28 protein-coding genes are annotated in these 26,380 nt (G+C 59.9%); 5 read left to right on the top strand and 23 right to left on the bottom strand.

The features are described from left to right. From tagH to ACM6IN_RS16520, 20 genes are all read right to left on the bottom strand, one after another. Positions 1–1,197: a type VI secretion system-associated FHA domain protein TagH gene (tagH, locus tag ACM6IN_RS16615; protein ID WP_034152083.1), complete on the bottom strand. Its 1,197-nt coding sequence runs from the start codon at positions 1,195–1,197 to the stop codon at positions 1–3. An 18-nt stretch (positions 1,198–1,215) separates the two neighbouring features. Continuing rightward, positions 1,216–1,356: a hypothetical protein gene (locus ACM6IN_RS16610; protein WP_007920296.1), complete on the bottom strand. Its 141-nt coding sequence runs from the start codon at positions 1,354–1,356 to the stop codon at positions 1,216–1,218. Positions 1,357–1,449: 93 nt separating this feature from the next. Then, the gene (locus tag ACM6IN_RS16605) at positions 1,450–2,970 is read right to left on the bottom strand and encodes a sigma-54 interaction domain-containing protein (protein WP_095113199.1); all 1,521 of its coding nucleotides are present in this window, start codon (positions 2,968–2,970) and stop codon (positions 1,450–1,452) included. A 10-nt stretch (positions 2,971–2,980) separates the two neighbouring features. Beyond that, positions 2,981–5,638, bottom strand: a complete 2,658-nt coding sequence (tssH, locus tag ACM6IN_RS16600; RefSeq protein WP_414916382.1) for a type VI secretion system ATPase TssH — start codon at positions 5,636–5,638, stop codon at positions 2,981–2,983. A gap of 11 nt (positions 5,639–5,649) precedes the next feature. After that, positions 5,650–6,657 (bottom strand): type VI secretion system baseplate subunit TssG, encoded by a 1,008-nt coding sequence (gene tssG, locus ACM6IN_RS16595; RefSeq protein WP_007920288.1) that lies wholly within the window; start codon positions 6,655–6,657, stop codon positions 5,650–5,652. Then, positions 6,621–8,408 carry a type VI secretion system baseplate subunit TssF gene (gene tssF / locus ACM6IN_RS16590; RefSeq protein ID WP_007920286.1) on the bottom strand — a complete coding sequence of 596 codons (1,788 nt, stop codon included), beginning with the start codon at positions 8,406–8,408 and terminating at the stop codon, positions 6,621–6,623. Before tssF ends, tssG begins: the two co-directional genes overlap by 37 nt. A gap of 27 nt (positions 8,409–8,435) precedes the next feature. Next, positions 8,436–8,861, bottom strand: coding sequence for a hypothetical protein (locus ACM6IN_RS16585; protein WP_414916381.1), 426 nt, complete (start codon positions 8,859–8,861; stop codon positions 8,436–8,438). Next, a complete protein-coding gene (locus tag ACM6IN_RS16580) occupies positions 8,854–9,270 on the bottom strand; it encodes a hypothetical protein (protein ID WP_110718144.1) in 417 nt (138 codons plus the stop codon). The genes ACM6IN_RS16585 and ACM6IN_RS16580 overlap by 8 nt, the downstream gene beginning before the upstream one ends. Then, a complete protein-coding gene (locus ACM6IN_RS16575) occupies positions 9,267–9,644 on the bottom strand; it encodes a hypothetical protein (RefSeq protein WP_123376082.1) in 378 nt (125 codons plus the stop codon). Before ACM6IN_RS16575 ends, ACM6IN_RS16580 begins: the two co-directional genes overlap by 4 nt. Before the next feature lie 23 nt (positions 9,645–9,667). Next, positions 9,668–10,075, bottom strand: coding sequence for a hypothetical protein (locus ACM6IN_RS16570; protein WP_123376081.1), 408 nt, complete (start codon positions 10,073–10,075; stop codon positions 9,668–9,670). 22 nt (positions 10,076–10,097) lie between these two features. Continuing rightward, positions 10,098–10,442 (bottom strand): hypothetical protein, encoded by a 345-nt coding sequence (locus tag ACM6IN_RS16565; RefSeq protein WP_150694286.1) that lies wholly within the window; start codon positions 10,440–10,442, stop codon positions 10,098–10,100. Next, a complete protein-coding gene (locus ACM6IN_RS16560; protein ID WP_095119780.1) occupies positions 10,432–11,256 on the bottom strand; it encodes a hypothetical protein in 825 nt (274 codons plus the stop codon). The genes ACM6IN_RS16565 and ACM6IN_RS16560 overlap by 11 nt, the downstream gene beginning before the upstream one ends. Before the next feature lie 14 nt (positions 11,257–11,270). Beyond that, positions 11,271–11,771: a PAAR domain-containing protein gene (locus tag ACM6IN_RS16555; RefSeq protein WP_414916380.1), complete on the bottom strand. Its 501-nt coding sequence runs from the start codon at positions 11,769–11,771 to the stop codon at positions 11,271–11,273. A gap of 11 nt (positions 11,772–11,782) precedes the next feature. After that, positions 11,783–12,190: a type VI secretion system baseplate subunit TssE gene (gene tssE, locus ACM6IN_RS16550; RefSeq protein ID WP_007920274.1), complete on the bottom strand. Its 408-nt coding sequence runs from the start codon at positions 12,188–12,190 to the stop codon at positions 11,783–11,785. 9 nt (positions 12,191–12,199) lie between these two features. Continuing rightward, positions 12,200–13,675, bottom strand: a complete 1,476-nt coding sequence (tssC, locus tag ACM6IN_RS16545; RefSeq protein WP_007920272.1) for a type VI secretion system contractile sheath large subunit — start codon at positions 13,673–13,675, stop codon at positions 12,200–12,202. Between the two features lie 25 nt (positions 13,676–13,700). Next, a complete protein-coding gene (gene tssB, locus ACM6IN_RS16540) occupies positions 13,701–14,204 on the bottom strand; it encodes a type VI secretion system contractile sheath small subunit (protein WP_003229587.1) in 504 nt (167 codons plus the stop codon). A 32-nt stretch (positions 14,205–14,236) separates the two neighbouring features. Further along, complete coding sequence (gene tssA, locus ACM6IN_RS16535) at positions 14,237–15,799, bottom strand: type VI secretion system protein TssA (protein ID WP_007920270.1); 1,563 nt, start codon at positions 15,797–15,799, stop codon at positions 14,237–14,239. Between the two features lie 641 nt (positions 15,800–16,440). Next, a complete protein-coding gene (locus ACM6IN_RS16530) occupies positions 16,441–16,716 on the bottom strand; it encodes an HU family DNA-binding protein (protein WP_003213368.1) in 276 nt (91 codons plus the stop codon). 190 nt (positions 16,717–16,906) lie between these two features. Next, complete coding sequence (locus tag ACM6IN_RS16525) at positions 16,907–18,055, bottom strand: NAD(P)/FAD-dependent oxidoreductase (protein WP_007920268.1); 1,149 nt, start codon at positions 18,053–18,055, stop codon at positions 16,907–16,909. A gap of 20 nt (positions 18,056–18,075) precedes the next feature. Further along, on the bottom strand, positions 18,076–18,243 hold the full coding sequence (locus tag ACM6IN_RS16520) for a rubredoxin (RefSeq protein WP_007920267.1): 168 nt from the start codon (positions 18,241–18,243) through the stop codon (positions 18,076–18,078). A 201-nt stretch (positions 18,244–18,444) separates the two neighbouring features. On the opposite strand from ACM6IN_RS16520, the gene ACM6IN_RS16515 reads away from it, so the two are divergent. Together ACM6IN_RS16515 and ubiA are read left to right on the top strand one after the other, a co-directional pair. Continuing rightward, positions 18,445–19,005 (top strand): chorismate--pyruvate lyase family protein, encoded by a 561-nt coding sequence (locus ACM6IN_RS16515; RefSeq protein ID WP_414894542.1) that lies wholly within the window; start codon positions 18,445–18,447, stop codon positions 19,003–19,005. Next, positions 19,005–19,895 carry a 4-hydroxybenzoate octaprenyltransferase gene (gene ubiA, locus ACM6IN_RS16510; RefSeq protein ID WP_414916379.1) on the top strand — a complete coding sequence of 297 codons (891 nt, stop codon included), beginning with the start codon at positions 19,005–19,007 and terminating at the stop codon, positions 19,893–19,895. The genes ACM6IN_RS16515 and ubiA overlap by 1 nt, the downstream gene beginning before the upstream one ends. Before the next feature lie 112 nt (positions 19,896–20,007). On the opposite strand, the gene ACM6IN_RS16505 is transcribed toward ubiA, so the two are convergent. Beyond that, positions 20,008–20,391 carry a hypothetical protein gene (locus tag ACM6IN_RS16505; protein WP_095113194.1) on the bottom strand — a complete coding sequence of 128 codons (384 nt, stop codon included), beginning with the start codon at positions 20,389–20,391 and terminating at the stop codon, positions 20,008–20,010. 151 nt (positions 20,392–20,542) lie between these two features. On the opposite strand from ACM6IN_RS16505, the gene phoB reads away from it, so the two are divergent. The 3 genes from phoB (at position 20,543) to ACM6IN_RS16490 (ending at position 24,056) form a co-directional block, all read left to right on the top strand. Further along, a complete protein-coding gene (gene phoB, locus ACM6IN_RS16500; RefSeq protein WP_007896474.1) occupies positions 20,543–21,232 on the top strand; it encodes a phosphate regulon transcriptional regulator PhoB in 690 nt (229 codons plus the stop codon). Between the two features lie 74 nt (positions 21,233–21,306). Next, positions 21,307–22,593: a phosphate regulon sensor histidine kinase PhoR gene (gene phoR / locus ACM6IN_RS16495; protein ID WP_238539543.1), complete on the top strand. Its 1,287-nt coding sequence runs from the start codon at positions 21,307–21,309 to the stop codon at positions 22,591–22,593. 122 nt (positions 22,594–22,715) lie between these two features. Further along, a complete protein-coding gene (locus ACM6IN_RS16490) occupies positions 22,716–24,056 on the top strand; it encodes a hemolysin family protein (protein ID WP_007920256.1) in 1,341 nt (446 codons plus the stop codon). A gap of 116 nt (positions 24,057–24,172) precedes the next feature. Here the strand turns inward: ACM6IN_RS16490 and ACM6IN_RS16485 are convergent, their stop codons facing one another. Continuing rightward, a complete protein-coding gene (locus ACM6IN_RS16485) occupies positions 24,173–25,069 on the bottom strand; it encodes a peptidoglycan DD-metalloendopeptidase family protein (protein ID WP_007920254.1) in 897 nt (298 codons plus the stop codon). A gap of 207 nt (positions 25,070–25,276) precedes the next feature. Next, positions 25,277–26,233, bottom strand: a complete 957-nt coding sequence (locus tag ACM6IN_RS16480) for a response regulator (protein WP_007920252.1) — start codon at positions 26,231–26,233, stop codon at positions 25,277–25,279. Between the last annotated feature and the right edge of the window lie 147 nt (positions 26,234–26,380).

Raw genomic sequence — 26,380 nt, 5'->3', positions numbered from 1 at the left:
TCATCCTTGGTGGTCGGTGTGGAGGGTGGAGATCAGGCGGATCTGTTCTTCGTAAGCCTGGGCAAAGTCTCGGGCCAGCAGACGCTCGCTCCAGTCATCGTCCTGACGCAGCGCCTGGTGATAACGGCCGAACGCTCTCCAGCGCCCGCCCGAGGTGGCGATCAACGGCTTGTTGTCGCGCTCGAAACGCAGGGTCAGTTGCTCTGGCGAGAAGTGCTCCAGCGTGCCACGCACAGCGGCGCGGCTAGCGGTCAGCAGGGCCACTTGATGCGCCTGCAAATCGCGGAACGCACGGGAAATCGCTTGCTCGGCCGGCAAATGGCCGGGCTTGCTTGGCTGCAACAGAATCTGCAGGGCTTCGCTCGGATCGACGGCGAATTTCAGCGGGTTCTTGTTGGTGCCTTGCACGGTGGTCTGGGCCAGACGCAGCTCGTTTTTCAGCTCCGAACGGGTGCGCAGGCTTTGCTGCAGACCGCCGATGCTTTGGCGCAACAAGCGCGCAGCGTTCAGCGCCAGGGCTTCGCGTTCGTCGTGGCTGAGGCCTTTGACGTCGACACCCAGCGCCGCACCGAAATGATCCCAGAAACCTTCGCTTTGACGCTCAACGGCTTTCGGTGCCGGAGCGGGCTCAGGTTCGACCGGGGCGGCAATCAGCTCCGGCACCATCAGGCTTTCCATGTCGATGCGCGCGTAGTCGGCGCGTTGACGGGAATCCTCAGGTTTGGTGTTCGGCGCCAGCAACTCGTCGATTTCCGAGTACACACGCTCTTGCTGCTCGAGAGCATTGAGCGGGTCGAGATCGAGGAACGCGTCGTCGGGAATGATGCTGCCAGCGGCGCGTGGACGGCCGACTTCACCGTCGAAGGTCGCCGGGTCGCGCACCAGTCGCGCGCGAATTTCGAAGTCACCCAGCACGTAGGTGCTGCCGTGCTCGATGCGCACCGGTTCGCCTTTGTGCAGACGCGCGCCGCTCTCGCCGTCCTGGACACCGTTGCTGCTGGTGTCGGTGAGGAAGAACGTCCCTTCGCGGTAGCTGACAATCGCGTGGTGATTGGACAGGTGACGCTTGCGGTCAGGGATGATCCAGTCGCAGTCCTCGCCCCGCCCGATCACGCCGCCGGCCTGTTTAAAGGTCTTCTGGCACAACTCGGTGGGCACGAACTGCTTGGTGTTCAGCATTTCGAAAACCAATTCCATGTTTGATGCTCCTTGCGGTCACTTGCCGCGATTGACCGCTTGCGGGTCACCCAACGGGCGATAGTCGTTGTCGTTGAATTTGTAATTGCCGCTACAGCCGCCCAGGCCGCATAGAACGACGAGGGTCAGCAGGACAGCTTGCCAGTGACGAACAGACATCAGAGGGTCTCCAGGGGTAGACAAAGCACAAAGCGCCGACCCTTGCGGGCGGCGCTGAAATTGGTTTTTGCGAGGATTTCGATGACTTTTTGCCTACCCATCGAAATCTCCCAGATTGATGTTCAGACGGCCGAGCCGATACAGCAGCGTGCGCCTCGGAAGGCCGAGCTCGCGGGCGGCGAGGGTCTGGTTGCCGTCGTTCTTGCGCAGGCAGTCGAGCAATAACGTGCGTTCGACCTGCTCCAGACGTTCGCGCAAATTCAGGTGGCTGTTGTCTTCCGGCATTGCCTCCATGCGCAGGGAGAAATGCTCGGCGAGCAACTCGCCACCCTCGCACAACAGCACCGCACGCTCGACCAAGGCCTTGAGTTCACGCACGTTGCCGGGGAAGTTGTAGCCGGACAGGTGTTCCAGCGCCGCGCTCGACCAGCGCACCGGATCGCGTTGCAAATACGTGCAGGTCTTCTCGGCGAAGTGCTGGGCCAGTTCGAGGATGTCGCCTTCACGCTGACGCAGCGCCGGCAGCTCGATCGGGAATTGCGCGAGGCGGTAGTACAAGTCCTCGCGGAATTTGCCTTCGCTGACCAGCGTCGACAGATCGCGGTGCGTTGCGGCGATGATGCGTACATCGATTTTGTGCGTGTCGTTGGAGCCCAGCGGACGGATCTCACCTTCCTGCAACACGCGCAAGATCTTCGCTTGCAACGACAGCGGCATGTCGCCGATCTCGTCGAGCAGCAGCGTGCCGCCATTGGCCGCATCGAACAGACCAGCGCGGTCGCGGTCGGCACCAGTGAAGGCGCCTTTGCGATAGCCGAACAACTCGCTTTCCAGCAGATTTTCCGGAACCGCCGCGCAGTTCTGCACGATAAACGCCTGGGAACGGCGCGGGCCGCAATCGTGAATCGCCCGCGCAACGACTTCCTTGCCGGTGCCGGTTTCGCCGCGCAACAACACGGTGTACGGACTGTGCAGGACTTTGCTGATCAGCGAATGGGTCTGGCGCATCGCCGCGCTTTTGCCGATCAAGCCATAGCCACTGATGCTCGGCACGCTGCGCGCTACCGTTGCCGATTCCGCCAGTGGCTGGCGCAGACGTTGCAGCAAATGCAACTGGCCAAGCACGAACGAGCCGAGCTGGCCGAGGGAATCGGCGAAGCCTTGCAGGTGGGTACGACGACGGCTGGCGCACAACAGCAAACCTTCAACAGCTTTGTGCTGATTGACCAGTGGCACGCACAACAGCGACTGCCACGGCGAGGTCGCCGCTGGCAGGAAACTGGTTTCGTGCAGGCTGCCGCTCAAGTCGTCGAGGCACACCACGCGGTTCTGGCACAGGGCGAATTGCAGCAGTTGCTCACCGTTGTAATCCGCCGGCAGGCTCGCCGCTTCACGCGGTTGCAAGGCGCCGTCGAGGCATTCGGCGTTCATCCCCAGGCACGTGTGGGTGGCGTCGAGCAGATACAGCTGCGTCAATTCGCAACCGCTCAGCTCGGCCAACCCGCGCACGAAGTCACCCAGCAACGCAGCACCGTCCGCCGCCCGCGACAGACTGGCGAACTGCGCCAGCAACGCTTCGGCATAGACCAGTGGCTGCGGCACCTGAGTGAACATCACACCCACCTCAGGCGAACTCGCACGTCACGCTGGCTTCACCGTCGAGCGTGGCATGCACACGCTTGAGGCTTTCGCCGGTAGCCATGGCGTCGAGCAAACGATCCGCCACCAGCGGCAGCACGTGCTGATCGAGCAGATGATCGATCAGGCGCGCACCGCTGTCGCTTTGCGTGCAGCGCTCGGACAGGTGATCGACGAGGTTCTGGCACCAGCTGAAATCCAGCTGGCGACGGTTGAGACGCTCGCCGAGACGACCGAGTTTGATCTCGATCAGCTCGCGCAGCACCGGGCCGCCGACCGGGTAGTACGGCACCACTTTCATCCGCGCCAGCAGCGCCGGTTTGAAGTGTTTGCTCAGCACTGGGCGAATGGTTTCTTCGAGCACTTCGGCCGTCGGGCGTGCGCCGTTTTCGCAAAGGTCGCTGATGCGGTCGCTGCCGAGGTTCGAGGTCATCAGGATCAACGTGTTGCGGAAGTCGATCTCGCGACCTTCGCCGTCGTTGGCCACGCCCTTGTCGAAGATTTGATAGAACAGGTTGAGCACGTCCGGATCAGCCTTCTCGACTTCATCGAGCAGCACCACCGAGTACGGCTTCTGGCGTACGGCTTCGGTGAGCATGCCGCCCTCGCCGTAACCGACGTAGCCCGGTGGCGCGCCGATCAGACGGGAGACGGTGTGCTTCTCCTGGAACTCGGACATGTTGATGGTGGTGATGAAACGATCACCGCCGTACAGCAAATCAGCGAGGGCCAGTGCGGTTTCGGTTTTACCGACGCCGCTCGGGCCGACCAGCAGGAACACGCCGACCGGCGCGTCAGGTTTGTTCAGGCCGGCAGCGGTGGCACGCATCGAGCGATCCAGTGCGTGCACGGCTTGTTCCTGACCACGGATGCGCGTGCGCAGGTCGGTGGCGAAACTGGCGACTTTGGCGTTGTGCTCGCGGGCCAGTTGCGCCAATGGCACGCCGGTCCAGGCGCTGATCACTTCGGCAACCAGACGCGGGCACACTTCGAAGCTGACCAGACGCTCCTTGACCTGTGCGGCGGTCAGGGCGCTGTGGGTTTCGTTGAGTTGGGCTTCCAGCGCTTCGACGCTTTGGCCTTCTTCGACTTCGGCAGCGACGGTTTCGATCACGGCGCCTTCGGCGTCTTCTTCGACGGTGACGGTCGGCTCGACAGCGGCGGCTTCACGAGCCTTGGCCAGTTGCTGACGCAACTCCAACAGGCGCTCGGCCAGTTGCTTCTGTTCAGTCCACAGGGTTTCCAGCGCGACCATTTCGTCTTCGGCTTCGTCCAGACGCGCTTCCAGTGCATCCAGCGCTTCGTGGTCGATCAGCAGACCGGCTTCGGCATCGCGGCGCAGGGCCTGACGCTGACGGCCACCTTCAGCCAGTTCGCCACGCAGGCGCTCAAGGCTTTCCGGGGCAGCGGCGAGGCTGATGCGTACGCGGGCGCAAGCTGTGTCGAGGACGTCGACGGCTTTGTCCGGCAGTTGCCGACCGGCCAGATAACGTGCGGACAGTTCAGCCGCCGAGACCACCGCGTCATCACGCAGATAGATGCCGTGGCTCTTCTCGTAAACCTGCGCCAGACCACGGAGGATGGTCACCGCTTCGCTGACGGTCGGTTCGTGCAGTTGCACCGGTTGGAAACGACGGGCCAGCGCCGGGTCTTTCTCGAAGTATTTCTTGTACTCGGCCCAAGTGGTGGCGGCGATGGTGCGCAATTCGCCACGGGCGAGTGCCGGTTTCAGCAGGTTGGCCGCGTCGGAACCGCCAGCGTTGCCGCCGGCGCCGATCAGGGTGTGAGCTTCGTCGATGAACAGAATGATCGGTTTCGGCGAAGCTTTGACTTCGTCGATCACGCCTTTGAGACGACGTTCGAATTCACCTTTAACGCTGGCGCCGGCCTGCAACAGGCCCATGTCCAGCGACAGCAGTTCAACGCCTTTGAGCACTTGCGGCACTTCACCGGCGGCGATGCGCGACGCTAGGCCTTCGACGATGGCGGTCTTGCCGACACCGGCCTCACCGACGACGATCGGGTTGTTCTTGCGACGACGGGCGAGGATGTCGACCATCTGGCGGATCGCGCCGTCACGGCACAGCACCGGGTCGAGTTTGCCGTCGCGGGCCTGTTGGGTCAGGTTGTGGGTGAAGCGCTGCAACAGCGATTCGCCCTGCGCGGCCGGTTTGCCATTGGCTGCCGGTTGCTCCTGTTGCGACAGGGCAAATTCCTTCAGGCGATCGATGTTCAGCTTGGCGAGCAGCGGCTGATAACGGCTGCCGGCGTAGCGCATCGGGTTGCGCAGCAGCGCAAGGATCAGCGCGGCGTCTTCGACCTGGGTCTGGCCCAGTTCGAGGTTGGCCACCAGCAGCGCATCTTGCAGCCACTGCACCAGTTCCGGGGCGAACACCGGGTTGCGCGAAGCGCTGTGTTCGACGCGCGATTGCAGCGCGGCGCTGAGTTCACCGGCGTCGACGTCTGCATCCTGCAGTGCGCGCGACAGCAAGCCGTTCGGACGCTCGAGCAGGCCGAGCATCAAATCTTCGACGAGGATCTTGCTACCGCCACGGGCCACGCAACGCTCGGCGGAACGTTCCAGATCACGACGGGTTTCGGCGTCCAGCGCCTGGATGAGTTGTTGCAGGTCTACGTTGATCATGGCTCACGTCCTTAATGAATTTTGCTGCCCAGGGTCACCACGCCGTCCGCTTTTTCGCGGCCCAGCCAACTGGTCCAACCGAGGCGACAGGCGTTCTGCTCACCGATGCGCAGTTCGCGGATTTCTTCCTGGCGCAACACCAGGCGGATGTCGTAATCGAGCGGGTCACGCAAAGTGAACCGCACCAGCGCGCAGAGCGGCTGGTAACCGAAACCGATCGGCAGGAATTCATGGAATCGCTGCCAGTCGAGTTCGGTGATGTGAATGCGGAATTTGCCGCTGCGGTCGCGCACGTGTTCGCCGAGCACGAGGTCTTCGCCGAGCAGGCTGTTGGCGCGGCCCAAACGATTGCGCTGCTCTTCGAGAATTTCTACGCGGCGCTCGATGCACTGCTCGATGACCAGGTCTTCGTGCTTGAAGTAGTAACGCAGCACGGCTTCGATCAACGCCGCCGAGTGCGCCCGCAAGCTGAGCAGACCGAGGTACGGCAGCAGGCGTTTCCAGTTGAGTTCCTTGGCCTTGCGGATCTCGTCGCCGCCCAGACCGATCAGGGCGAACAACTGCGACGAGAACGGGTCGATCGCGCCGCTCTGGAAGCTCGCGCGATAGCGGTACTTGCGCCAGATCGGCAGCATCAGCCGTTGCAGGCGATGGTGGAACAGGTCGAGGAAGTTGCGTGTCGGGTTGCCGTCTTCGCTGTCGCCCAGGGCTTGTTCGCCATAGAACGCCGGCAATGGCGAACCGGAGCCGACCAGGCCGATCAGGTTGAAACGCATGCGCGCGCGCATCTGCCCGTGCTCTTCGAAAAACTCCACGCGATCGACGTCGCTGCGCGGAAAGCCCAGGCTCGGGTTGGCCTGGAACTCCACGTGGTCGTACAGATCGTCTTCGCTCAGGTGCGGGTGTGCCTCGCGCAGCCGGTCGATCACCAGCAGCACGGCCTGAAACAGCGAGTACTCGCGTATTACCTTGGTCAGCCCGCTTAAAGCAGGGGCTGCAGGCCCATACGTGGTGTCCATTGGTACACCTCTCCCTGTGTGCTTTTTACGCGCAGCTCATGGAATGAATTGAGACTGGCGTAAAGCGCGAAAAACTCGTTAAGAACCGAAGCGAAAACGAACAGGTCGCCTTCGCCGATGTACCCTTCCGGGTCGATGGTCAGTTCGGTGCGCAAACCGCGCACCGGCAACCCACGGTGCAAGCGGTCGACGTGGTGATGCTTGATGTGCTTGAGGCCGCCGAGCAGGCGTTTGCTGACCTTCTCCGCGTGCTGGTCGTAGTAGCGCGGCAGGTCGTAGGTTTCGAGAATCACCTTCAACGCATTGACGTCGGCCAGCGACAGATAGTTAAGCGACATGTTGCTGATCAGCTTCCACAGGAAGTCACGGTTCAGCGGTGGCGCGAAACTGGAAGTCGCCGGGGTGATGTTGCGGAAACTCAAGAACTCGGGCGTCTCTTCGCAGGCCATGCAGATGTCGCCAAGCTTGAGCTTGCGCGGCAGGTTCTGGTTGGTGCAGATCAGCTCGATCGACAGGGTTTCGTGGGCTTCGGTGTGGCGGATGCCGAAGCTCAGGTAGGTGTCGAGGCCGTCGTGCAGCAAGGACGAACGCTGGCGAATGCTGTAGTGCGGACGGCTGTTGGGCACGTCGAAACTCGGGTCATGCTCAAAGGATTCGAACGGCACGTATTCCTGATAACCAAGGCCACCGGGCTTCCAGCCGGTCACGGTTTCCACCGAAAACACACCGCAGTTTTCCAGATCGTATTCCGCTGGCAGCAGCAGGTATTCGTCCTGCTTGCCGTCGAGGCGGATCGGCAATGCATCGTGGGCGAACAGGTTGGCAATCGGCGTGCAGAACAGCTTCACGTTATCCAGCGTCGGCCGCATGCGCATGATGCCGCTCTTGCGAATATCGAAGCGCAATTCGAGGCCACGCATCTGCTTGAGGGTGTCTTCCGGCAGCGCGTTGATGATGTCCAGACCGTTGACGTCGACGAACAGGAATTTGTCCTGGAAGGCGAAGTATTCCTGCAGGTAGCGATAGCCGCGGAAGGTGTTTAGCGGATACGGGATCAACGCTTCTTCTTCGGCAAAGCCCACCGGTTTGACCCGATCACCGGGAATCTTGAACGCCATCGGCTTGCCGCTGACGCCATCGATCGGCTTGCCAGCGCCGTCGAGCGGGATCAGCTCGATACCTTCAAGGTTGCGCAGCAAGCTCAGATAAAGCATCTGGCTGATGTAGCGCTCGCCGGCAAAGTGCAGACGCAGTTTGCTCAGCTCCAGCTCACCAAGGTGGCCGTCGGCGCTCATTTCCAGACGCAGGCTGAGCAGCGAGCCGTCGCCCTTCACCGAGTAATTCAACGCGGCCAGATCCAGCGGCAGCACGTCAGTCGGGTAGCAAGTACGGAAGCGGCAACGCACGTCTTCGATCGGCTTGCTTTCGATCGGCGTATCGCGCTCGACGCGCAATGCCGGCCCGGAACGCTTGAGCGGATCGAACTGCAAAATGCTGAACGCCGGCAGCGGACGCATGTAGTTCGGCCACAGCAATTGCATCAACGAATGGCTGAGCTCCGGCAGCTCGTCATCGAGCTTCTGGCGCAGCCGCCCGGTCAGAAACGCAAAGCCTTCGAGCAACCGCTCCACATCCGGATCCCGCCCGGCCTGGCCCAGATACGGCGCCAACGCCGGACTACGCTCGGCGAAACGGCGACCGAGTTGGCGCAGTGCGGTGAGTTCGCTTTGGTAGTAGTGGTTAAACGACACGGGTTACCTGCCTGGTAGTGAAACGCATCAAAAAAATATCCTGTAGAGCGCGACCGTCACGCCGGCACAGACATAACCGCCAATTAGCAGGAACGGCACAATCGAGATCCAGCCGTACGCCATGTAGGCATCACTGAGCTGACCGACGACCAGACTGAGCAGGCCATACAGCATCCATGGCACGGCGTAGAACGGGATGAACTTCACCGGCGCCCACCAAACCATCCGCAGTGCCTGTTGCTCGTTGCGGCTCTGCGCCGATCGGGACATCCATAGCGAAAAACCCAAAAGCCCGGGAATTCCCCACCACAACAGGTACTGCCAATAAATCCCGGACGACTCGGGTGTTGAATACTCGCCACTCCACAGGTCATAGGAACTGATCGCCAACACCGCCAGCAATGGCCACCACAAGGCCGCCATGAAGAAGCTCAGTTGCGCACGACTAAGCATGAGCAGGGCTCGCAGGCGACGTCTGCCGCATCAGCGCAAGTCTTTCCCAACGCAGTTCAATCACCTGCGTGAGCAGAATCGCCAACAACGTGACTCCGCCTTGGGCCACGGTGTAGAACAGCGCACGTAGCGGGTTGTCCGGCACCATCATGAACAGAATCCAGGCAACCATCAGTGCGAGCAAACCGAGCTTCGCCCACAGGTTCGGGATGATCGCGGCCAGCGCGTTTATGCCAAAAAATATGTAGATGAACATGTAGTGAGCGATGCCAATCGCCACGCCACGGGTGGTGAATCCGCCGTTGAAGGCCTTATAGGCCACAACCACTGCGTTATTCAGAAACACGTAGGCCACGCATCCCGCCGCGTGAATCGCCAGACAGAGTGCAAGACGCGCGTAGATATTCATCGCTGCGCCACTCCCTGTTTTTTCGGCGTGATCGCCATCGCCGAATACACATAGAGTTCGACGCCGTCGTAGCCGCCGATGGCGGTAGCGCTCAACGGATAGCTGTCCCGTGTGCCGTATCGAACCCAGCCCTCAGTCCACATTCCGCCACTCTCGTGGCGAATCTCGACGTAATAGTCCGGCGCCTCGTTCCTGGTCACTTCAACGAATACCCCGCCATCCTCGGCGCCAACCCACAACGCGTTGGGATGAGCGAACAGCTTTGGTTTGGTCGAGCTTTCCATTCGCAACACCAGCGCGAAGCCGACCAGAATCGTCAGCAAACCGACCGAGCAGAGGAAAGCGGCCAGGCATTGCCACGCTCTTGATTTCATTGAGCCGTTCCCGCTAAAAAACTTCATGGGCAGAAAGAACCATCAGTAATGACCCATGAACGAACAGCTTTTTCTTCAGTTCTTTCGGTGCTTGCGACAGCCTTTTGCAATGTCTGCGCGTCGATAGTTTTGGTCGCCGTCGGGCTCTTGATCGACAGGCTGTACAGGTCGCTGATCTGACCGGCTACGTCCTCGCCGAACGATCTGTAGTTGGCGATAGTTCTGCGCTGATTTGGACTCAACACCAAGCGGCGGGCTTTATCGTCATAGTTGGAGTCATGCACCACGGACAATTCCAGAGGCACGCCACAGGTGTTCAGCAGGAAAACATTATTGCTGTAGACCTGCTGAGCGGCGTAGGTAGTCACTGGGATGAAAAACGTGAAAAACACTGCCCACCCCGACATCGAAATCATCCTTAACTGTTTCATGAGCAGATCGATGCCTCGCTGATCATTTCTTCGTACCTTGTTTCGCACTGCACCATGTTTTGAAATTCAGGCGATCAAACCCCTGACAAACATTTGCTTTGGAAATAAAAATGTAAGGCGCAGCCGCGTCATAAGAAAAATAATAATAATTTTCCCCATCCTGACCGTAGATCCAATAGGAAGACGACCCTTGATTTATCTCATAAGGTTCAAAGGCGAGGATTGAAGATTCCGCAGGAATAAAATTAACGCCGTCCATTAACAGCATTAGCGAATTGGAGAAAATATTTGTCCACACGACAACCCCCACAGCCAGAATGCCGGCAGCAAGCGCAAGAGTGGTAGACGTCGAGAGTTTATCTTTCATAAAAATACAACCACGCCGTACCTGCTTTCGCTGCGTCTAACAACGTCATTGCATCGGTTGAATACTTTTCGGCAAGCGGCCCCGAACCGTTGTAGGAAGCAATCACCTTTTTCAGCTGGTCGGCGGTCAGCGCTCCGGAGTGACAGCGAGTCCCGGTAGCCCGGTCAACCAGTTCACGTAGATGGCCGGCGCAATAGTAGAGGTCTGCCTTCCAATCATCACCCGGGATTCGCGTGTCCTGGTTCCAGCCAAAAATCCGGTACTGAACGTCTTCGGGCAAAGGTTTCTTGCAGTAATAGTTCTCTGTGTATTGAACGGACTTCTGCAATGTTGCCCTACTCATATTGGCAAAGCCGCTGGAGCCACCGGCCAACTTATCCGGGACGGCATCGAAAGCCAAGTTGTCAACAATTGCCAGCAGAGTGGTCAGCGACCGCTCGCCGAATTGCATGGTTTGAAGAAATTTACTGCCCTTAGGTCCATTCTCCTGCTGCAGAATAACCGCCAGCAAAATATGCGGGACGCCATAATATTCAGCCGCCTGCTTTATCCAGACACGAATTTCTGTATCAGAGAAACTTGCCTTGAGCATTTCTTTGGTTTTTGGCACGTACCACATAATTTGCAACGGAGAAGGCAGCTCGCCGGTATAGCTCGGGATGCTGTCGTAGCCAGCCAGCGTTGTGACTTCTTTTCCGTTACAGCGGCAAACCTGCAACTCTACCGGCGCAACCTCAGAGGTTTTTGTGCTCGCGGCCGCGCCAGCTGGCACATATTCCTGCCCGTCCTTATTGATTTTTTCAGCCTCGGCCATGAATGAGTACTCCCTCAGCTCTCAATAAAAACTTCGATTTTTTCGGAAGCTGTGTGGGCCTTCACGCGATGAGTCAGGCCCAACTCATTGGTGATTCCACTTTCGAGAGAACCATCCGCTCGACGGAGTAGGTATTTAGTATCCGCAAGCGGATTGCCCAGACCGTTTTTCAGCTGGAACTGAGCATCGAAGCCCGGAATGATCAAAGGCACTGGCGGCACAAACGCCACAGGCGAATGCGAATTCCCGATGATCACCGTCCCGGAACCTGCCGTAACCTTGTTGCCGTGAGATCCAACGGAGCCGACCGTGGCGGCCGGTTTGCCATTGATCAAAACCGTGGTCGCCAGATCGCCGACCATCGCACCACCACACGCCGAGGCATCGCCTTGGCGGGCGGCCGCGAGGCCGTCGAAGAACACGTCGCAGGAACCGGCGGCGATCGGGTTGGTACCGTGGCCTGGGAGTGGGCAAGCGGTGGGGTCGGATACGCGTGCTGCTGGTTTGCCAGACATCGGGGATCTCCTTAGGTGACCTTGACTTGACCGCTGCCATCCAGGCGCGCGGAAAAACTGACCTGACGCTTGAACCCTTCAACTTCCAGCAGGCCTTCGATGCTGAAGGCGAGGCGAAGCTGATCGTGGTCACGCGGCAGGGAAATGACACGCACATTGCTCAGGCGCGGCTCGTAGGCTTCGATGAAGTTTTCGATGGCCAGACGGGCCTGACTCAGGGAGTCGTGCAGGCTCAGACGCATGTCATTGAGATCGGGCAACCCGTAGTCGGCCAGCGTTTGCACGCTGCCGGCCCGGGTGCTGAGCATTTTGGCCAGATGGGCAGCCACTGACGCCATGGCACAAGCCTCAAGGCTGTTGCCCTTGCGTAGTTGCGCGTCGCCGTTGAGGCGTTCGAACAGGCTGCCGTATCCGTCCATGAGTCGCTCTTACTCTTTGTCCAGCTTGCCAACCAGCGACAGGGTGAAATCGGCACCCATGTACTTGAAGTGCGGACGCACGTTCAAGCTCACGCGGTACCAGCCCGGCTCGCCTTCAACGTCGCTGACGATCACTTGCGCAGCGCGCAGCGGACGACGGCCACGCACTTCGGCGCTCGGGTTTTCCTGGTCGGCGACGTACTGACGGATCCACTTGTTCAGTTCCAGCTCGAGGTCGGTACGTTCTTTCCACGAACCGAGTTGCTCGCGCTGCAGCACTTTCAAGTAGTGAGCCAGGCGGTTGACGATCATCATGTACGGCAGTTGGGTGCCGAGCTTGTAGTTCAGCTCTGCGGCCTTGCCTTCTGCGCTGATGCCGAAGAACTTCGGCTTCTGCACCGAACTGGCGGAGAAGAACGCCGCGTTGTCGGAGCCTTTACGCATGGTCAGGGAGATGAAGCCTTCCTCGGCCAGTTCGTATTCACGACGGTCGGAAACCAGAACCTCAGTAGGGATCTTGGTTTCGATTTCGCCCATGCTTTCGAAATGGTGCAACGGCAGATCTTCAACCGCGCCACCGCTCTGCGGGCCGATAATGTTCGGGCACCAGCGGAATTTGGCGAAGCTGTCGGTCAGCTTGGTGCCGAACGCGTAAGCAGTGTTGCCCCACAGGTAGTGCTCGTGGCTGTTGGCAACGGTTTCCTTGTACACGAACGATTTCACCGGGTTTTCTTCCGGATCGTACGGGTTACGCAGCAGGAAACGCGGCACGGTCAGGCCAACATAACGGGAGTCTTCCGAAGTACGGAAGCTCTGCCATTTGGCGAATTGCGGGCCTTCGAAGTGGTCTTTCAGATCTTTCAGATCCGGCAGGCCGGTGAAGCTTTCCAGACCGAAGAATTTCGGGCCGGCCGCAGCGATGAACGGCGCGTGCGACATGCACGAAACGCTGGCCACGTACTGCATCAGCTTGACGTCTGGCGAGCTCGGCGACATGTAGTAGTTAGCGATGATCGCGCCCACAGGCTGACCACCGAACTGGCCGTATTCAGCGGTGTAGATGTGCTTGTACAGGCCCGACTGCATGACTTCCGGCGAATCTTCGAAATCGTCCAGCAGGTCTTCTTTGGAGACGTTGAGGATTTCGATCTTGATGTTTTCGCGGAAGTTGGTGCGGTCGACCAGCAACTGCAGACCACGCCACGACGATTCCAGCGCCTGGAAGTCCGGGTGGTGCAGGATTTCGTCCATCTGACGGCTGAGCTTGGCATCGATCTCGGCGATCATGCGGTCAACCATGGCCTTCTTGACCGGCTCACCGTTGTTCTGCGGCTTGAGCAGTTCTTCGATGAACGCCGACACACCGCGCTTGGCGATGTCGTAGGCTTCGTCGTCCGGAGTCAGACGGGTTTCGGCGATGATGCTGTCGAGAATGCTGTACTCGCCGTTGCCGGCGCTCTTCTCTTGTGCTGCGCTAGTGCTCATTGTGTTGGCTTCCTTGGCTGGAGTCTCAGGCGTCCGGGGCTGCGGCGTTCAGGCCCAGCTCACCGAGTACGCGACCGCGGGATTCGTCGTCGGCGAGCACGCCTTCGATCGCTTTACGGAACGCAGGTGCGTTACCCAGCGGGCCTTTGAGGGCCACCAGCGCATCGCGCAGTTCCATCAGTTTTTTCAGCTCAGGCACTTGCTCGACCAGGCTGGCCGGGTTGAAGTCCTTCATCGAATTGACGCGCAGTTGCACAGCCAGCTCGTCGGCCTCGCCATCTTCCTGCAGACGGTTCGGCACGCTCAGCGTCAGACCCAGTTCTTGCTTGGCCAACACTTCGTCGAAGGTCATCTTGTCGATGCTGATCGGCTTGCGATCTTCGATTTTGCGATCGTCCTTGCGGTGGGTGTAGTCACCGATTGCCAGCAGCTTCAGCGGCAGTTCAATCTCTTCCTGAGCACCGCCGGTGGCGGGTTTGAAGGTGACGTTGATGCGTTCCTTGGGGGCTACCGAGCCTTCTTTGGCCATGGCTTTTCTCCTTGCGGTTGTGGCCCTGGGGCCTATTCGAGTACCACTTCGAGGTCGAGGTGGCACAGCCTGCGATAAATCTCTTCCTTGCGTTCACGTACGGCATGGTTCTGCGGCAACAACTCGCAGCAGCTATGCAGTAGATGCAGCACTTCCAATGCAAGATCGGGCTCCCAGGCGTGCAGGCCTGAGTCCTGTAATGTCTGATCGAGGGTTTCCAGCTGGTTCTTGGCCAGTTCGTATTTCTTGGCCATGAAGCACAGGCGCGCGAGGGCGAACTGCCAGAAGAAGCGCTCGCGGCCACCGTGGGCCGATTGCAAACCCTGCTTGAGCGTCTGCACGGCAGGCTTCAGGCCTTCCTTGCGCAGCAGCGGCAGGACTTCTTCGAGGGCTTTTTCCCAGGCTGGCTGGGTTTCGACGTTTTCGCTTTCGACCTTGCGCGGCGCACTGGCGCTTTGCAGGTGCGGCATGACGTTGGCGGCGATCCACGCCCGGGTGGACGGATCGGCAAACGGCGCACCGTCATGGAAACGCAACTCGACAATCCCGGGCAGCCGTTGAACCAAAAGCGCGAAGTGGATTTCCACTTCGCGCATTGCCAACTCGGCGTTGAGGTTCTGGAGACATTCCCAGACCATCCTCTGGCCATCGAACCAGAACGGCGCCTTCGCCAGGCTCGCCTCCAGTTCCACCAGCAGGTCAGCGTATTTGCCCTGATCGAAACGGTCCTGATAGAGCTTGAGTTTTTCCAGCGGCAGACCGCGCAACACGGTGATCTGCTCGGCGTTGCGCTCCGGCACGGCGTCGATGGTCATCCACAGCAGTGTGCGATTGAGGCGCAGGGCGCGCAGGTCGGTGGCTTTCTGCTTGAGCCACCAGGCGCACAACGGACGGGCGCTTTCCTGTTGGGCGCGCAGGGCTTTGTGTGCATCACGTTCGTTGTCGATCGGTGCGCCGGGGGTGAGCAACTGGCTCGCGGCCTGCTTGACCTGCGCCACCGCCGCGCCCACAACGCCGGGGGCCGGTTGGTTGTCGGCCGCGCGCTGGATCATGGTTTTCAGGCGACGGGAGATCGGCAGCAACAGCGGCGAGTCATCGCCCAGATGCTCAGCACACGCCGCTTCAAGGCCGGACAGGTGCTCGGAGAGCTGCCGGAACATCGGCAACTGCTCTTTGATCGCAATGTTTTCGGTAATGACCTGCTCGAGGCGCGGCACCAGCCAGCCGATGGCGGCGGCACGGGTACGGGGTTTGAGCGGGTGAACGTCGGCCCAGTTGTTTTCCGACAGATGGTGCAGCAGACCGAGGCCGGCCAGCAGACCGGGGAAGGATTCGCGCTGGTACAGCGACCAGGTCAGCCAGGCGCCGACACGCAAATCCTTGGATTGGGTACGGAGCAGATTTTCGCTGTTTTCGCGTATTTTCAGCCAGTCGATCTGCCCGCTTTCATGCATCGACGAAGCTTTGGCCAGCTCGCTTTCCAAGGCCTCGAATTCGCTCGAAAAACGAACGTCTTCGCCCGCGAAATTCTCTTTGGAAACAGAGACTTTTGCGAGTTCGAGGTAATGGGCGGAAAGTTTGCTTGAGTAGGACATCCATGGCCTTTATTAAGGATTACAGTCAGGCGCCTATTGGAGTTACCGCGGCGCGGGACAGTATCGAAGAGCGGTGACGCGACTCATCCAATTGAGATGTGCTCTTTCAAGTGGGCGCATCGTAATCACTATGATGGCCACTAGCAAGCATCTGATTAAACAACAAGACGAACTGTTCTTTGTTTGTTGTAGGAGGTTTCCCTATATTCAGTCAGGGAATCCCCGATGCTCTGTTTATATTCGCATACCCTTACAAAACACCGGGAAAGCTTGATTTAGAGCGATCGTTCCAACTGCCGTCGATCACCGGAAGCCGGGGCTGGCGAGAGTGGCGCGGAGCATGACGGGTTTTGAAAAATTCGGATGTAGGATGATTCCGAAAGACTTCGGTGTTGTTTCAACAAGTCACCGCGAGACAACCGACAACTCAGAAAGTGCCATCAATATGATGGCTTTTATATATAGAGGATTTATTTAACTGTGAGGCTGATCGATAGCCAACAAATGCAATCAGTTACTCGGCCTTTATTAAGGCTGCAGGCCAGAATAAATCGGCAGGCATAAAAAATGGGCACCCGATCGCAATCGGTGTGCCCATTTTTCTACACGGTTCTCCCCGTTATTCGAGGAGTTCGCCGCAATTAAGGATTGACGCTGTCTTTCAACGATTTACCTGGCTTGAACGCAACGGTGTTGCTGGCCTTGATCTTCACCGGCTCACCGGTCTGCGGGTTTTTGCCGGTACGGGCGCCGCGGTGGCGTTGCAGGAAGGTGCCGAAGCCTACCAGCGTGACGCTGTCCTTGCGGTGCAGAGCGCCGGTGATTTCTTCGAGAACGGCGTTGAGTACGCGGTTGGCCTGTTCTTTGGTCAGATCTGCTTTTTCAGCGATTGCAGCGGCGAGTTCTGGTTTACGCATTAGTGAAGCCCCTTTGACGGTTTTTTGTTGTTATGTCCGTGCTGTTCTCGTTGGAACAGCGCCCAAGGCGCCGCAGGCTCTACTCTGCGGCAGACGGGAGTGAGAATGGCACGCGGATACCGGCGGCGCCAGTCTCCCCGCGACCTTTGTAGGGGCAAAAGCGGGGTGATTCCGACAGAACGACCGGTATTTACGCCAGCAGGGCTGGAAGCTGTTTGTTCAGGGCAAGTTTTTCCATCACCGCGGCGCCGGTTAGCGCGTAGCCGAGCAATTGGCCGTCGGCGCTGTGGCACAGGGCTTTGATGTCGGCGCCCTGCCCTTCGACAGTCCAGACGCCTTCGCTGCCCCGTGGCGGTGGCGATACGACCAGCGGACACACCGGGGTTTTCACGGTGATCGGCATCGGGCCGTAGCTCACGGCGGTCGGGTTTCCGGCGAGGGTTTGTGCCAGTGCTCGCGCACAACTCATCAGGGGCATCACGTACAGCAGATTCAGCCCGTCGACCTCAGCGCAGTCGCCCAAGGCGTAAATATTGGCGTGGGAGGTTTTCAGATGGCGATCCACTACGACACCGCGATTGACCTGTACGCCAGCGGCCGCCGCCAGATCGATGCGCGGACGCAGGCCAATGGCCGAGACCACCACGTCGCAAGGAATGACCTGGCCGTCGGACAGATGCGCTTCCAGGCCGTCGGCGACTTTCTGCAATCGGGTCAGTACCGGGCCGAGATGAAATTTCGCACCGAGGCCTTCCAGCCCGGCCTGCACGGCTGCCGCTGCGGCCGGGTGCAACAACATCGGCATGACCTGTTCGCACGGCGCCACCAGTTGCACTTCGTAGCCACCGAGAATCAGGTCGTTGGCGAATTCGCAGCCAATCAGGCCGGCGCCGAGCAACAGCACCCGGCGCTTGCCGGCCGCCGCTGCGCGAAAGCGCGCGTAGTCTTCGAGATCATTGATCGGGAACACCAGATCGGCGCCATCGCCCTCGACCGGTACGCGCACGGTTTCTGCGCCCCAGGCGAGGATCAGGTCACGGTAATAAACCGCTTCTTCGCCGATCCACAGGCGTTTATGGCCGGCGTCGATGCCGCTGATGCGCGTATGAGTGCGCACTTCGGCTTTCAACTGCTCAGCCATGGCCCCCGGTTCAGCCATGCTCAGGCCATCGGCGTCTTTGTTCTTGCCGAAACCGGTGGAGAGCATCGGCTTGGAGTAAGAGCGCCCGTCATCGGCGGTGATCAGCAGCAGCGGGGTTTCGCTGTCGAGCTTGCGAAACTCGCGGGCCAGGTTATAGCCCGCCAGCCCAGTGCCAACGATGACGACAGGTGCGCTCATGCCTTACTCCTTTGTTTTGCTTAGTTGATTTCGATCATTTCGAAGTCCAGCTTGCCGACGCCGCAGTCGGGGCACAGCCAGTCTTCCGGCACGTCCTGCCACAGAGTACCCGGCGCAATGCCGTCATCCGGCCAACCCTCGGCTTCGTTGTAGATTAGGCCGCAGACCACACATTGCCACTTTTTCATTCAAGTACTTCCTCAGGGTTCAGGCTTATTGCCGGCGCGGACGGTCGATGGGTGTTGCGCTGCCATCCGGCTCAGGGCGTTTTGTACTGATGGAGCCGGGCAGATGCAAGCCTGTTCGGCGCAACGGCGACCCGGATCAATCAATATCGGCGGCCACCATGTTAAGCTCGCCGCCTCATTTGCGGCCAATAATGACTCATTGTGCAACATTCAAATGCCTGCCCGGCCCCGCTCTGGCTGACTCAAAGCCGACTGACGCCCCTCCCCGATTCGTTGACCCTCGACTGGCTGTTCGACGAAGGCTCCCTCACCCGCCGACTGACCCGGCTGTCCAATGACGGCTTCAGCGTCACGCCACTGTTTGAAGGCTGGGACACCTTGCGTGCCGATGAATGCGCCGCACTGGATCTGGCCGAGGGCAGCGAAGGCTGGGTGCGCGAGGTGTATTTGCGCGGTCACGGCGAGGTCTGGGTGTTTGCCCGCAGCGTCGCTTCGCGCGCCGCCTTACAGGGTGACGGCTTGCACATGGACGAACTGGGCAGCCGCTCGCTGGGCGAATTGCTGTTTTGCGATCAGGCCTTCCAGCGCCGCGCCCTCGAAGTTTGCCACTACCCTGAACAATGGCTGCCGCCAGCCGCCAAAGCGCCAGAATTGTGGGGCCGGCGTTCGCGCTTCGACCGTGGCGCGCTGAGCGTACTGGTTGCGGAAATATTCCTGCCGAGCCTGTGGAACGCCGCCCGCGCCCATCCGGAGAACTGCTGATGTATCAGAGCCTGCTCAAGTCGCTGAATCGCTTGAACCCGCGCGCCTGGGATTTCATTCAGTTGACGCGGATGGACAAGCCGATCGGCATTTACCTGCTGCTGTGGCCGACCCTGTGGGCGCTGTGGATTGCCGGTAAAGGCTCGCCGTCGCTGGCCAATATCGTGATTTTCGTCCTCGGCGTGGTGCTGACCCGCGCCGGCGGCTGCGTGATCAACGACTGGGCCGATCGCAAGGTCGACGGCCACGTCAAACGCACCGCGCAACGGCCGCTGGCCAGCGGCAAGATCAGTTCGAAAGAGGCGCTGGTGTTCTTCGCGCTGCTGATGGGCGTGAGTTTCCTGCTGGTGCTGTGCACCAATGCGCCGACCATCTGGCTGTCGCTGGGCGGTCTGGCGCTGGCGTTCACTTATCCGTTCATGAAGCGCTACACCTATTACCCGCAAGTGGTACTGGGCGCGGCGTTTTCGTGGGGGATGCCGATGGCGTTTACTGCCGAGTCCGGTGAGTTGCCGGCGGCGGCGTGGCTGCTGTGGATCGCCAATCTGCTGTGGACGGTGGGTTACGACACCTATTACGCGATGACCGATCGCGATGACGATTTGAAGATTGGCGTGAAATCCACGGCAATTCTGTTCGGCGAGGCGGACCGGGTGATCATCCTGAGCCTGCAGGCGTTGTCGCTGGGCTGCCTGCTGCTGGCGGGGTCGAAGTTCGAGTTGGGGATCTGGTTCCATCTCGGCTTGCTGGTGGCTGCCGGGTGTTATGCGTGGGAATTCTGGTACACCCGCGATCGTGACCGCATGCGCTGCTTCAAGGCGTTTTTGCACAATCATTGGGCCGGGTTGGCGATATTCGTCGGGATCGTGCTGGATTACGCGTTGCGCTAAACGCAAATCAATGTAGGAGTGAGCCTGCTCGCGAAAGCGGTGTGTCAGTTAACGAAAATGCCGACTGATACACCGCTATCGCGAGCAGGCTCACTCCTACAAGGGACCGCGTTTACTTGGCTTTGGCGACTTTCCACGCGCCGTCCATTTTGCCGTCACCGGTCATGTCACCGGCTTTCTTGTCCATCACGAAGGTGTACAGCGGCATGCCTTGGTAGGCCCATTGCATCGTGCCGTCGTCGCGTTTGATGACAGTCCAGTCACCCATCGACTTGTCACCCGCGGTCGCCATCAACGGCGGCCAGTTCGTTGCGCATTTGTCGTTGCACATCGACTTGCCGCCCGAGTCCTTGGCGAAGGTATACAGGGTCATGCCCTTGTGGTCGGTGTACATGCCGTCCTTCTCCATCGCCGGATCCGCAGCCAGTGCAAATCCAGGCAATGTCAGGGCCGCAGCCATCAGCAGGGCTTTGAAAGAAACAGTCATTTGAGTCATGGAAACCTTCTTTTGTGGTTGTCAGGATTCGGACTTAGAGCTTAGTTGAGGATTTGCACAATCGCTGCCGGACTAAAATACTGTCACACGACTGCAATAATTCCGTTATCTAATGCGGCGCAAGACAGTTAAATGACAAGAGGATTAAGGCATGGTTGGCAGGAGCATTCTGATCGTCGACGACGAAGCGCCCATTCGCGAAATGATCGCCGTTGCGTTGGAAATGGCCGGCTATGACTGCCTCGAGGCAGAGAACTCGCAGCAGGCGCACGCCATCATCGTCGACCGCAAGCCGGACCTGATCCTGCTCGACTGGATGCTGCCCGGCACCTCCGGCATCGAGCTGGCCCGTCGTCTGAAACGTGATGAACTGACCGGGGACATCCCGATCATCATGCTCACCGCCAAGGGCGAAGAGGACAACAAGATCCAGGGGCTGGAAGTCGGCGCCGACGACTACATCACCAAACCGTTTTCCCCGCGCGAACTGGTCGCACGCCTCAAAGCCGTGCTGCGCCGCGCCGGTCCGACCGACGGCGAAGCGCCGATCGAAGTCGGTGGCCTGCTGCTCGACCCGATCAGCCACCGCGTAACCATCGACGGCAAACCGGCCGAGATGGGCCCGACCGAATACCGTCTGCTGCAATTCTTCATGACCCACCAGGAACGCGCCTACACCCGTGGCCAGTTGCTGGATCAGGTCTGGGGCGGCAACGTCTATGTTGAAGAGCGCACCGTCGACGTGCACATCCGCCGCCTGCGCAAGGCCCTCGGTGACGCTTACGAAAATCTGGTACAAACCGTGCGCGGCACCGGCTACCGGTTTTCCACCAAGGCCTGAGCCGACCGCCAGACTCGCAGACAAGGACCGTATTTCCCGTGAATCAAAACTGGCATGGCACCCTGATTCGCCACATGCTGCTGCTGGTCACCGTCTGCCTGGTGATCGGCCTGATCACCGGCTATTACGGCTGGAGCCTCGCGGCGGGCCTGGGGATCTATCTGGCCTGGACGCTGAAGCAATTGCTGCGTCTGCACGAATGGCTGCGCCAGCATCAACCCGACGAAGCACCGCCCGATGGCTATGGTCTGTGGGGCGAAGTGTTCGACAGCATCTACCACCTGCAACGCCGCGACCAACGTGTGCGCGGGCGCCTGCAAGCGGTGATTGACCGGGTGCAGGAATCCACCGCCGCGCTGAAAGACGCGGTGATCATGCTCGACAGCGACGGCAACCTGGAATGGTGGAACCGCGCTGCCGAAACCTTGCTCGGCCTCAAGACCCCGCAGGACAGCGGCCAACCGGTGACCAACCTGGTGCGCCATCCGCGCTTCAAGGAGTACTTCGAGCAGGACAGCTACGCCGAGCCGCTGGAAATCCCCTCGCCAACCAACGATCGCGTACGCATTCAGCTGTACCTGACCCGCTACGGCAACAACGAACACTTGATGCTGGTGCGCGATGTCACGCGCATCCATCAGCTGGAACAGATGCGCAAAGACTTCATCGCCAACGTCTCTCACGAGTTGCGCACACCGCTGACAGTGATCTGCGGCTATCTGGAAACCCTGCTCGACAACGTCGAAGAAGTGAATCCGCGCTGGAGCCGCGCCCTGCAGCAGATGCAGCAACAGGGCGGACGCATGCAGACCCTGCTCAACGATTTGTTGCTGCTGGCGAAACTCGAAGCCACCGATTACCCGTCGGACAACCAGCCAGTGCAGATTGACAGCCTGCTGCAATCAATCAAGAGCGATGCGCAGCAATTGTCCGGCGCGAAGAACCAGCGCATCAGCCTCGAAGCCGACGCCGGCCTGTTGCTCAAGGGCAGCGAGGCGGAATTGCGCAGCGCGTTTTCCAATCTGGTGTTCAACGCGGTGAAGTACACCCCGGCCGAGGGCAACATCCGCATTCGCTGGTGGGGTGACGATCAGGGCGCGCACCTGAGCGTGCAGGATTCCGGGATCGGTATCGACAGCAAACACCTGCCGCGCCTGACCGAACGCTTCTACCGCGTCGATTCCAGTCGCAACTCCAACACCGGCGGCACCGGTCTGGGTCTGGCCATCGTCAAGCACGTATTGCTGCGCCACCGCGCACGCATGGAGATCAGCAGCGTGCCCGGTCACGGCAGCACGTTCACCTGCCATTTTGCCCCGGCTCAGGTGGCCCATGTGCGGGCCATCAGCGCCGCCGAGTAAGACCGACCGGCACTCGCCACTAGGCAATCGCCATGTCAGCCGCTACATTGGCTGACTTGTGCCTGCCTTTCAGGCGCGATTTTTCTCCCTCTTGAATCACACGGAACCCGCAAAACTCCATCATGGACCCTTCCCCTGGCTTGTCCCTCGCAACAATATTCGCCGATTTCGGCATGATCCTTTTTGCTCTGATCCTGGTTTTGCTCAACGGCTTTTTCGTTGCGGCGGAATTCGCCATGGTCAAACTGCGCTCGACCCGGGTCGAGGCCATCGCTGATCAGAACGGCTGGCGCGGACACATCCTGCGCACCGTGCACAGTCAGCTCGATGCGTACCTCTCGGCGTGTCAGTTGGGTATCACCCTCGCCTCCCTCGGCCTCGGCTGGGTCGGTGAGCCGGCCTTTGCGCACATTCTCGAACCGCTGCTCAGCGCGGTCGGCGTGCAGTCGCCGGAAATCGTCAAAGGCGTGTCGTTCTTCACCGCGTTCTTCATCATTTCGTACCTGCACATCGTGGTCGGTGAACTGGCCCCGAAATCCTGGGCGATCCGCAAACCCGAGCTGCTGTCGCTGTGGACGGCCGTGCCGCTGTACCTGTTCTACTGGGCGATGTACCCGGCGATCTACCTGCTCAACGCCAGCGCCAACGCGATCCTGCGTATCGCCGGCCAAGGCGAACCCGGCCCGCACCACGAACACCATTACAGCCGTGAAGAACTGAAACTGATCCTGCACTCCAGCCGTGGCCAGGATCCGAGCGATCAGGGCATGCGTGTATTGGCGTCGGCGGTGGAAATGGGCGAACTGGAAGTGGTCGACTGGGCCAACTCCCGCGAAGACCTGATCACCCTCGAATTCAACGCGCCGCTGAAAGAAATCCTGGCGATGTTCCGTCGCCACAAGTTCAGCCGTTATCCGGTGTACGACAGCGAGCGCCAGGAGTTCGTCGGCCTGCTGCACATCAAGGATCTGCTGCTGGAACTAGCAGCACTGGATCACATTCCCGAGTCGTTCAACCTCGCCGAACTGACCCGCCCGCTGGAACGCGTATCACGGCACATGCCGCTGTCGCAGTTGCTGGAGCAGTTCCGCAAGGGCGGCTCGCACTTCGCCGTGGTCGAGGAGGCTGACGGCAACATCATCGGCTACCTGACCATGGAAGACGTGCTGGAAGTGCTGGTCGGCGACATTCAGGACGAACATCGCAAGGCTGAGCGCGGGATCCTCGCCTATCAGCCGGGCAAACTCTTGGTGCGGGGTGACACGCCGCTGTTCAAGGTGGAACGCCTGTTGGGCATCGACCTTGATCACATCGAAGCGGAAACCCTTGCCGGGCTGGTCTACGAGACTTTGAAGCGCGTACCTGAAGAGGAAGAAGTGCTGGAGGTCGAAGGCCTGCGGATCATCATCAAGAAGATGAAAGGGCCGAAGATTGTGCTGGCCAAGGTGTTGATGCTGGATTGAGTGCAATGCGGGAAACCGCGTTGCCTGCTAAAAGATCGCAGCCTGCGGCAGCTCCTACAGGGATCGCATTCCCATGCAGGAGTTGCCGCAGGCTGCGATCTTTTGCTTTTAGAAGCTTACTGCTTACCCAACGCAAAGTTGGGCAACGCCCCCAGCGGCTGGTTGAACTGATACGGAATCGACACCAGCCCCTCGCCGGTATTGCGCTGTACGACAAAGTGCAAATGCGGGCCGCTGCTGTTGCCGGTATTACCTGACAGCGCCAACGGACTGCCCACCGTCACCCGCTGCCCTTCGCGTACGCTCACCGAACCTTGCTTGAGGTGCAGGTACACGCCCATGGTGCCGTCGTCGTGCAGCACCCGCACGAAATTGCCCGACGCATCATTGCCGCGCCCACTCTGCGAGTTTTCAGTCTTCACCACCACCCCGGCCCGCGCGGCAATGATCGGCGTACCCACCGGCATGGCGATGTCCATCGCATAGCGATTCTTCGGCCCATAGTGGCTGTACTGACCGTTGGCGCCCTGACTCAGACGAAACGGCCCACCGCGCCACGGCAACGGGTAGCGATAGCTCTGCGCAGCACCAGAAGGGTCACCCAGTGAATATTGGAACTGCGGCGAATAGACCAGCGGCTTGCCGCTGGTAATCGCCGTCAGCAGCGCCAGACGCGTGTTGCTGCGCGCCGGCAGCACCCGGCGGATGGCTTTGGCTGGCGCGCCGCGTACATTGCTCATGCCGGTAAACGCCAGTGCCACCTCGACCGGTGCATACAGATCGTTGCGTACGAACACCACGTCAACGCCCTTCTGCTTCTTGATATCGAGATAGACCTGCCGCTCCAGGCGCTCAACCATGCGGTCCTGAAAGACGAACACCTGCGAGCCTTTGCTCGGCCGGTCGCTGTACGAGACCACGCCGTTGGCATCGGTGGATTTGTAAATGGTCATGGCCACAGCCGAGGTGGAGGCCATGAAGAGACCACAGAAAAACAGCAGGCGCGCGAGCATGGGCAAAAGTCTGTCGAAAGGTAGGCCTGGAAAAGAGCCTAGCAGGTGAAGCAGACCAGGCTAGTCGACAGATGTTTCAAATGATCGTCCCCACGCTCTGCGTGGGGATGCAGCCCGGGACGCTCTGCGTCCCATGCGAGAGGACGCGGAGCGTCCGGTTGAGGCATTCCCACGCAGAGCGTGGGAACGATCAGTGTAAAGCTGTGATCAAGCGCCTGGAACGAAGTGCTTCTGCGCCGTGCCGCGGGCGATCAGGCGGGAGATGTAGTCGAGCTTCTGCGCATCCTGGTCGACAAAGCGGAACGTCAGTTGTAGCCAGTCGCTGTCCGGTTTCGGCTCAAACGCAACGACGGCGTGCAGGTAGCCGTTGAGGCGGGCGATTTCGGCGTTGTCGCCCTGCTCCAGATCGAGCACGGCGCTGTCGAGGATCTGCGGCAGGGTGTCGGTGCGTTTCACCACCAGCAACGCTTCCTTGATGCTCAAAGCCTTGATCACACATTGCTGAGTACCGCTTGGCAGACGCAACTGGCCCTGACCACGGCCACTGGCCGGCGCCGACGCGGCGACGGGTGCCTTGACCGGTGGGCTGTTGAGCAAACCACGGGACGGCGCGGCGGCGGGCGCTGGCGCGGCAGCTGCCGGTTTGGCGAACGGGTTGACCGCAGCCGCTGCCGGGGCACCGCCGACCACGGCAGGCTTGCCACCGGTCAAGGCGCTCAGAGAATCGTTACCGAACGCCGAGTTCATCTTGGTCGGCGCGCTGTTCATCAGGGTATCGAGCTTGCCGACCTTGTTCAGCGCCTGTTTGACCTTGGTCAGCAGTTGCTCGTTGGTGAACGGCTTGCTGACGTAACCGGAAACACCGGCCTGAATCGCCTGCACGACGTTTTCCTTGTCGCCACGGCTGGTGACCATGACGAATGGCATGGTCTTGAGGTTGTCTTGTTCGCGGCACCAGGTCAGCAGTTCGAGACCGGACATTTCCGGCATTTCCCAGTCGCAGAGCACCAGGTCGAACGCTTCCTTGGCCAGCATGGCCTGAGCCTTCTTACCGTTGACGGCGTCCTCGGTACGGATCCCCGGGAAATAATTACGCAGGCACTTTTTCACCAGGTCACGAATGAACGAAGCATCGTCCACGACCAACACACTGATCTTGCTCATCCAACACCCCTATTAAAATCCCGGCAAGCATAACGCTGGCTGATGGCACATTGCCAAAACTCTTCAGTCACGCCGGGACTTTTCGTTCGCGGGTGCTGCTTTTTAATTCGATCTGCCTTGTGAAAAGCACAAACAAAAACGCCCGGC

Source organism: Pseudomonas sp. IT-P395, from assembly GCF_949767675.1.
Classification (GTDB): Bacteria; Pseudomonadota; Gammaproteobacteria; order Pseudomonadales; family Pseudomonadaceae; genus Aquipseudomonas.
The sequence above is the reverse complement of the archived record's forward strand: the minus strand, read 5'-3'. Positions and strand labels throughout refer to the sequence as shown.

What these genes read in the sequence shown, in the direction of transcription:
- ACM6IN_RS16490 (WP_007920256.1), top strand. Translation starts at nt 22,716, where the DNA reads ATGGACCCTTCCCCTGGCTTGTCCCTCGCAACAATATTCGCCGATTTC.
- ACM6IN_RS16520 (WP_007920267.1), bottom strand. Translation starts at nt 18,243, where the DNA reads ATGAAAAAGTGGCAATGTGTGGTCTGCGGCCTAATCTACAACGAAGCC.
- tssE (WP_007920274.1), bottom strand. Translation starts at nt 12,190, where the DNA reads ATGGACGGATACGGCAGCCTGTTCGAACGCCTCAACGGCGACGCGCAA.
- ACM6IN_RS16605 (WP_095113199.1), bottom strand. Translation starts at nt 2,970, where the DNA reads ATGTTCACTCAGGTGCCGCAGCCACTGGTCTATGCCGAAGCGTTGCTG.
- tssA (WP_007920270.1), bottom strand. Translation starts at nt 15,799, where the DNA reads ATGTCCTACTCAAGCAAACTTTCCGCCCATTACCTCGAACTCGCAAAA.
- tssH (WP_414916382.1), bottom strand. Translation starts at nt 5,638, where the DNA reads ATGATCAACGTAGACCTGCAACAACTCATCCAGGCGCTGGACGCCGAA.
- ACM6IN_RS16585 (WP_414916381.1), bottom strand. Translation starts at nt 8,861, where the DNA reads ATGCTTAGTCGTGCGCAACTGAGCTTCTTCATGGCGGCCTTGTGGTGG.
- ACM6IN_RS16525 (WP_007920268.1), bottom strand. Translation starts at nt 18,055, where the DNA reads ATGAGCGCACCTGTCGTCATCGTTGGCACTGGGCTGGCGGGCTATAAC.
- ACM6IN_RS16575 (WP_123376082.1), bottom strand. Translation starts at nt 9,644, where the DNA reads ATGAAATCAAGAGCGTGGCAATGCCTGGCCGCTTTCCTCTGCTCGGTC.
- ACM6IN_RS16560 (WP_095119780.1), bottom strand. Translation starts at nt 11,256, where the DNA reads ATGGCCGAGGCTGAAAAAATCAATAAGGACGGGCAGGAATATGTGCCA.
- ACM6IN_RS16505 (WP_095113194.1), bottom strand. Translation starts at nt 20,391, where the DNA reads ATGACTCAAATGACTGTTTCTTTCAAAGCCCTGCTGATGGCTGCGGCC.
- tssG (WP_007920288.1), bottom strand. Translation starts at nt 6,657, where the DNA reads ATGGACACCACGTATGGGCCTGCAGCCCCTGCTTTAAGCGGGCTGACC.
- ACM6IN_RS16555 (WP_414916380.1), bottom strand. Translation starts at nt 11,771, where the DNA reads ATGTCTGGCAAACCAGCAGCACGCGTATCCGACCCCACCGCTTGCCCA.
- ACM6IN_RS16480 (WP_007920252.1), bottom strand. Translation starts at nt 26,233, where the DNA reads ATGAGCAAGATCAGTGTGTTGGTCGTGGACGATGCTTCGTTCATTCGT.
- ACM6IN_RS16570 (WP_123376081.1), bottom strand. Translation starts at nt 10,075, where the DNA reads ATGAAACAGTTAAGGATGATTTCGATGTCGGGGTGGGCAGTGTTTTTC.
- ACM6IN_RS16610 (WP_007920296.1), bottom strand. Translation starts at nt 1,356, where the DNA reads ATGTCTGTTCGTCACTGGCAAGCTGTCCTGCTGACCCTCGTCGTTCTA.
- phoB (WP_007896474.1), top strand. Translation starts at nt 20,543, where the DNA reads ATGGTTGGCAGGAGCATTCTGATCGTCGACGACGAAGCGCCCATTCGC.
- ACM6IN_RS16485 (WP_007920254.1), bottom strand. Translation starts at nt 25,069, where the DNA reads ATGCTCGCGCGCCTGCTGTTTTTCTGTGGTCTCTTCATGGCCTCCACC.
- phoR (WP_238539543.1), top strand. Translation starts at nt 21,307, where the DNA reads ATGCTGCTGCTGGTCACCGTCTGCCTGGTGATCGGCCTGATCACCGGC.
- ACM6IN_RS16580 (WP_110718144.1), bottom strand. Translation starts at nt 9,270, where the DNA reads ATGAATATCTACGCGCGTCTTGCACTCTGTCTGGCGATTCACGCGGCG.
- ubiA (WP_414916379.1), top strand. Translation starts at nt 19,005, where the DNA reads ATGTATCAGAGCCTGCTCAAGTCGCTGAATCGCTTGAACCCGCGCGCC.
- ACM6IN_RS16530 (WP_003213368.1), bottom strand. Translation starts at nt 16,716, where the DNA reads ATGCGTAAACCAGAACTCGCCGCTGCAATCGCTGAAAAAGCAGATCTG.
- tssC (WP_007920272.1), bottom strand. Translation starts at nt 13,675, where the DNA reads ATGAGCACTAGCGCAGCACAAGAGAAGAGCGCCGGCAACGGCGAGTAC.
- ACM6IN_RS16565 (WP_150694286.1), bottom strand. Translation starts at nt 10,442, where the DNA reads ATGAAAGATAAACTCTCGACGTCTACCACTCTTGCGCTTGCTGCCGGC.
- tssB (WP_003229587.1), bottom strand. Translation starts at nt 14,204, where the DNA reads ATGGCCAAAGAAGGCTCGGTAGCCCCCAAGGAACGCATCAACGTCACC.
- tagH (WP_034152083.1), bottom strand. Translation starts at nt 1,197, where the DNA reads ATGGAATTGGTTTTCGAAATGCTGAACACCAAGCAGTTCGTGCCCACC.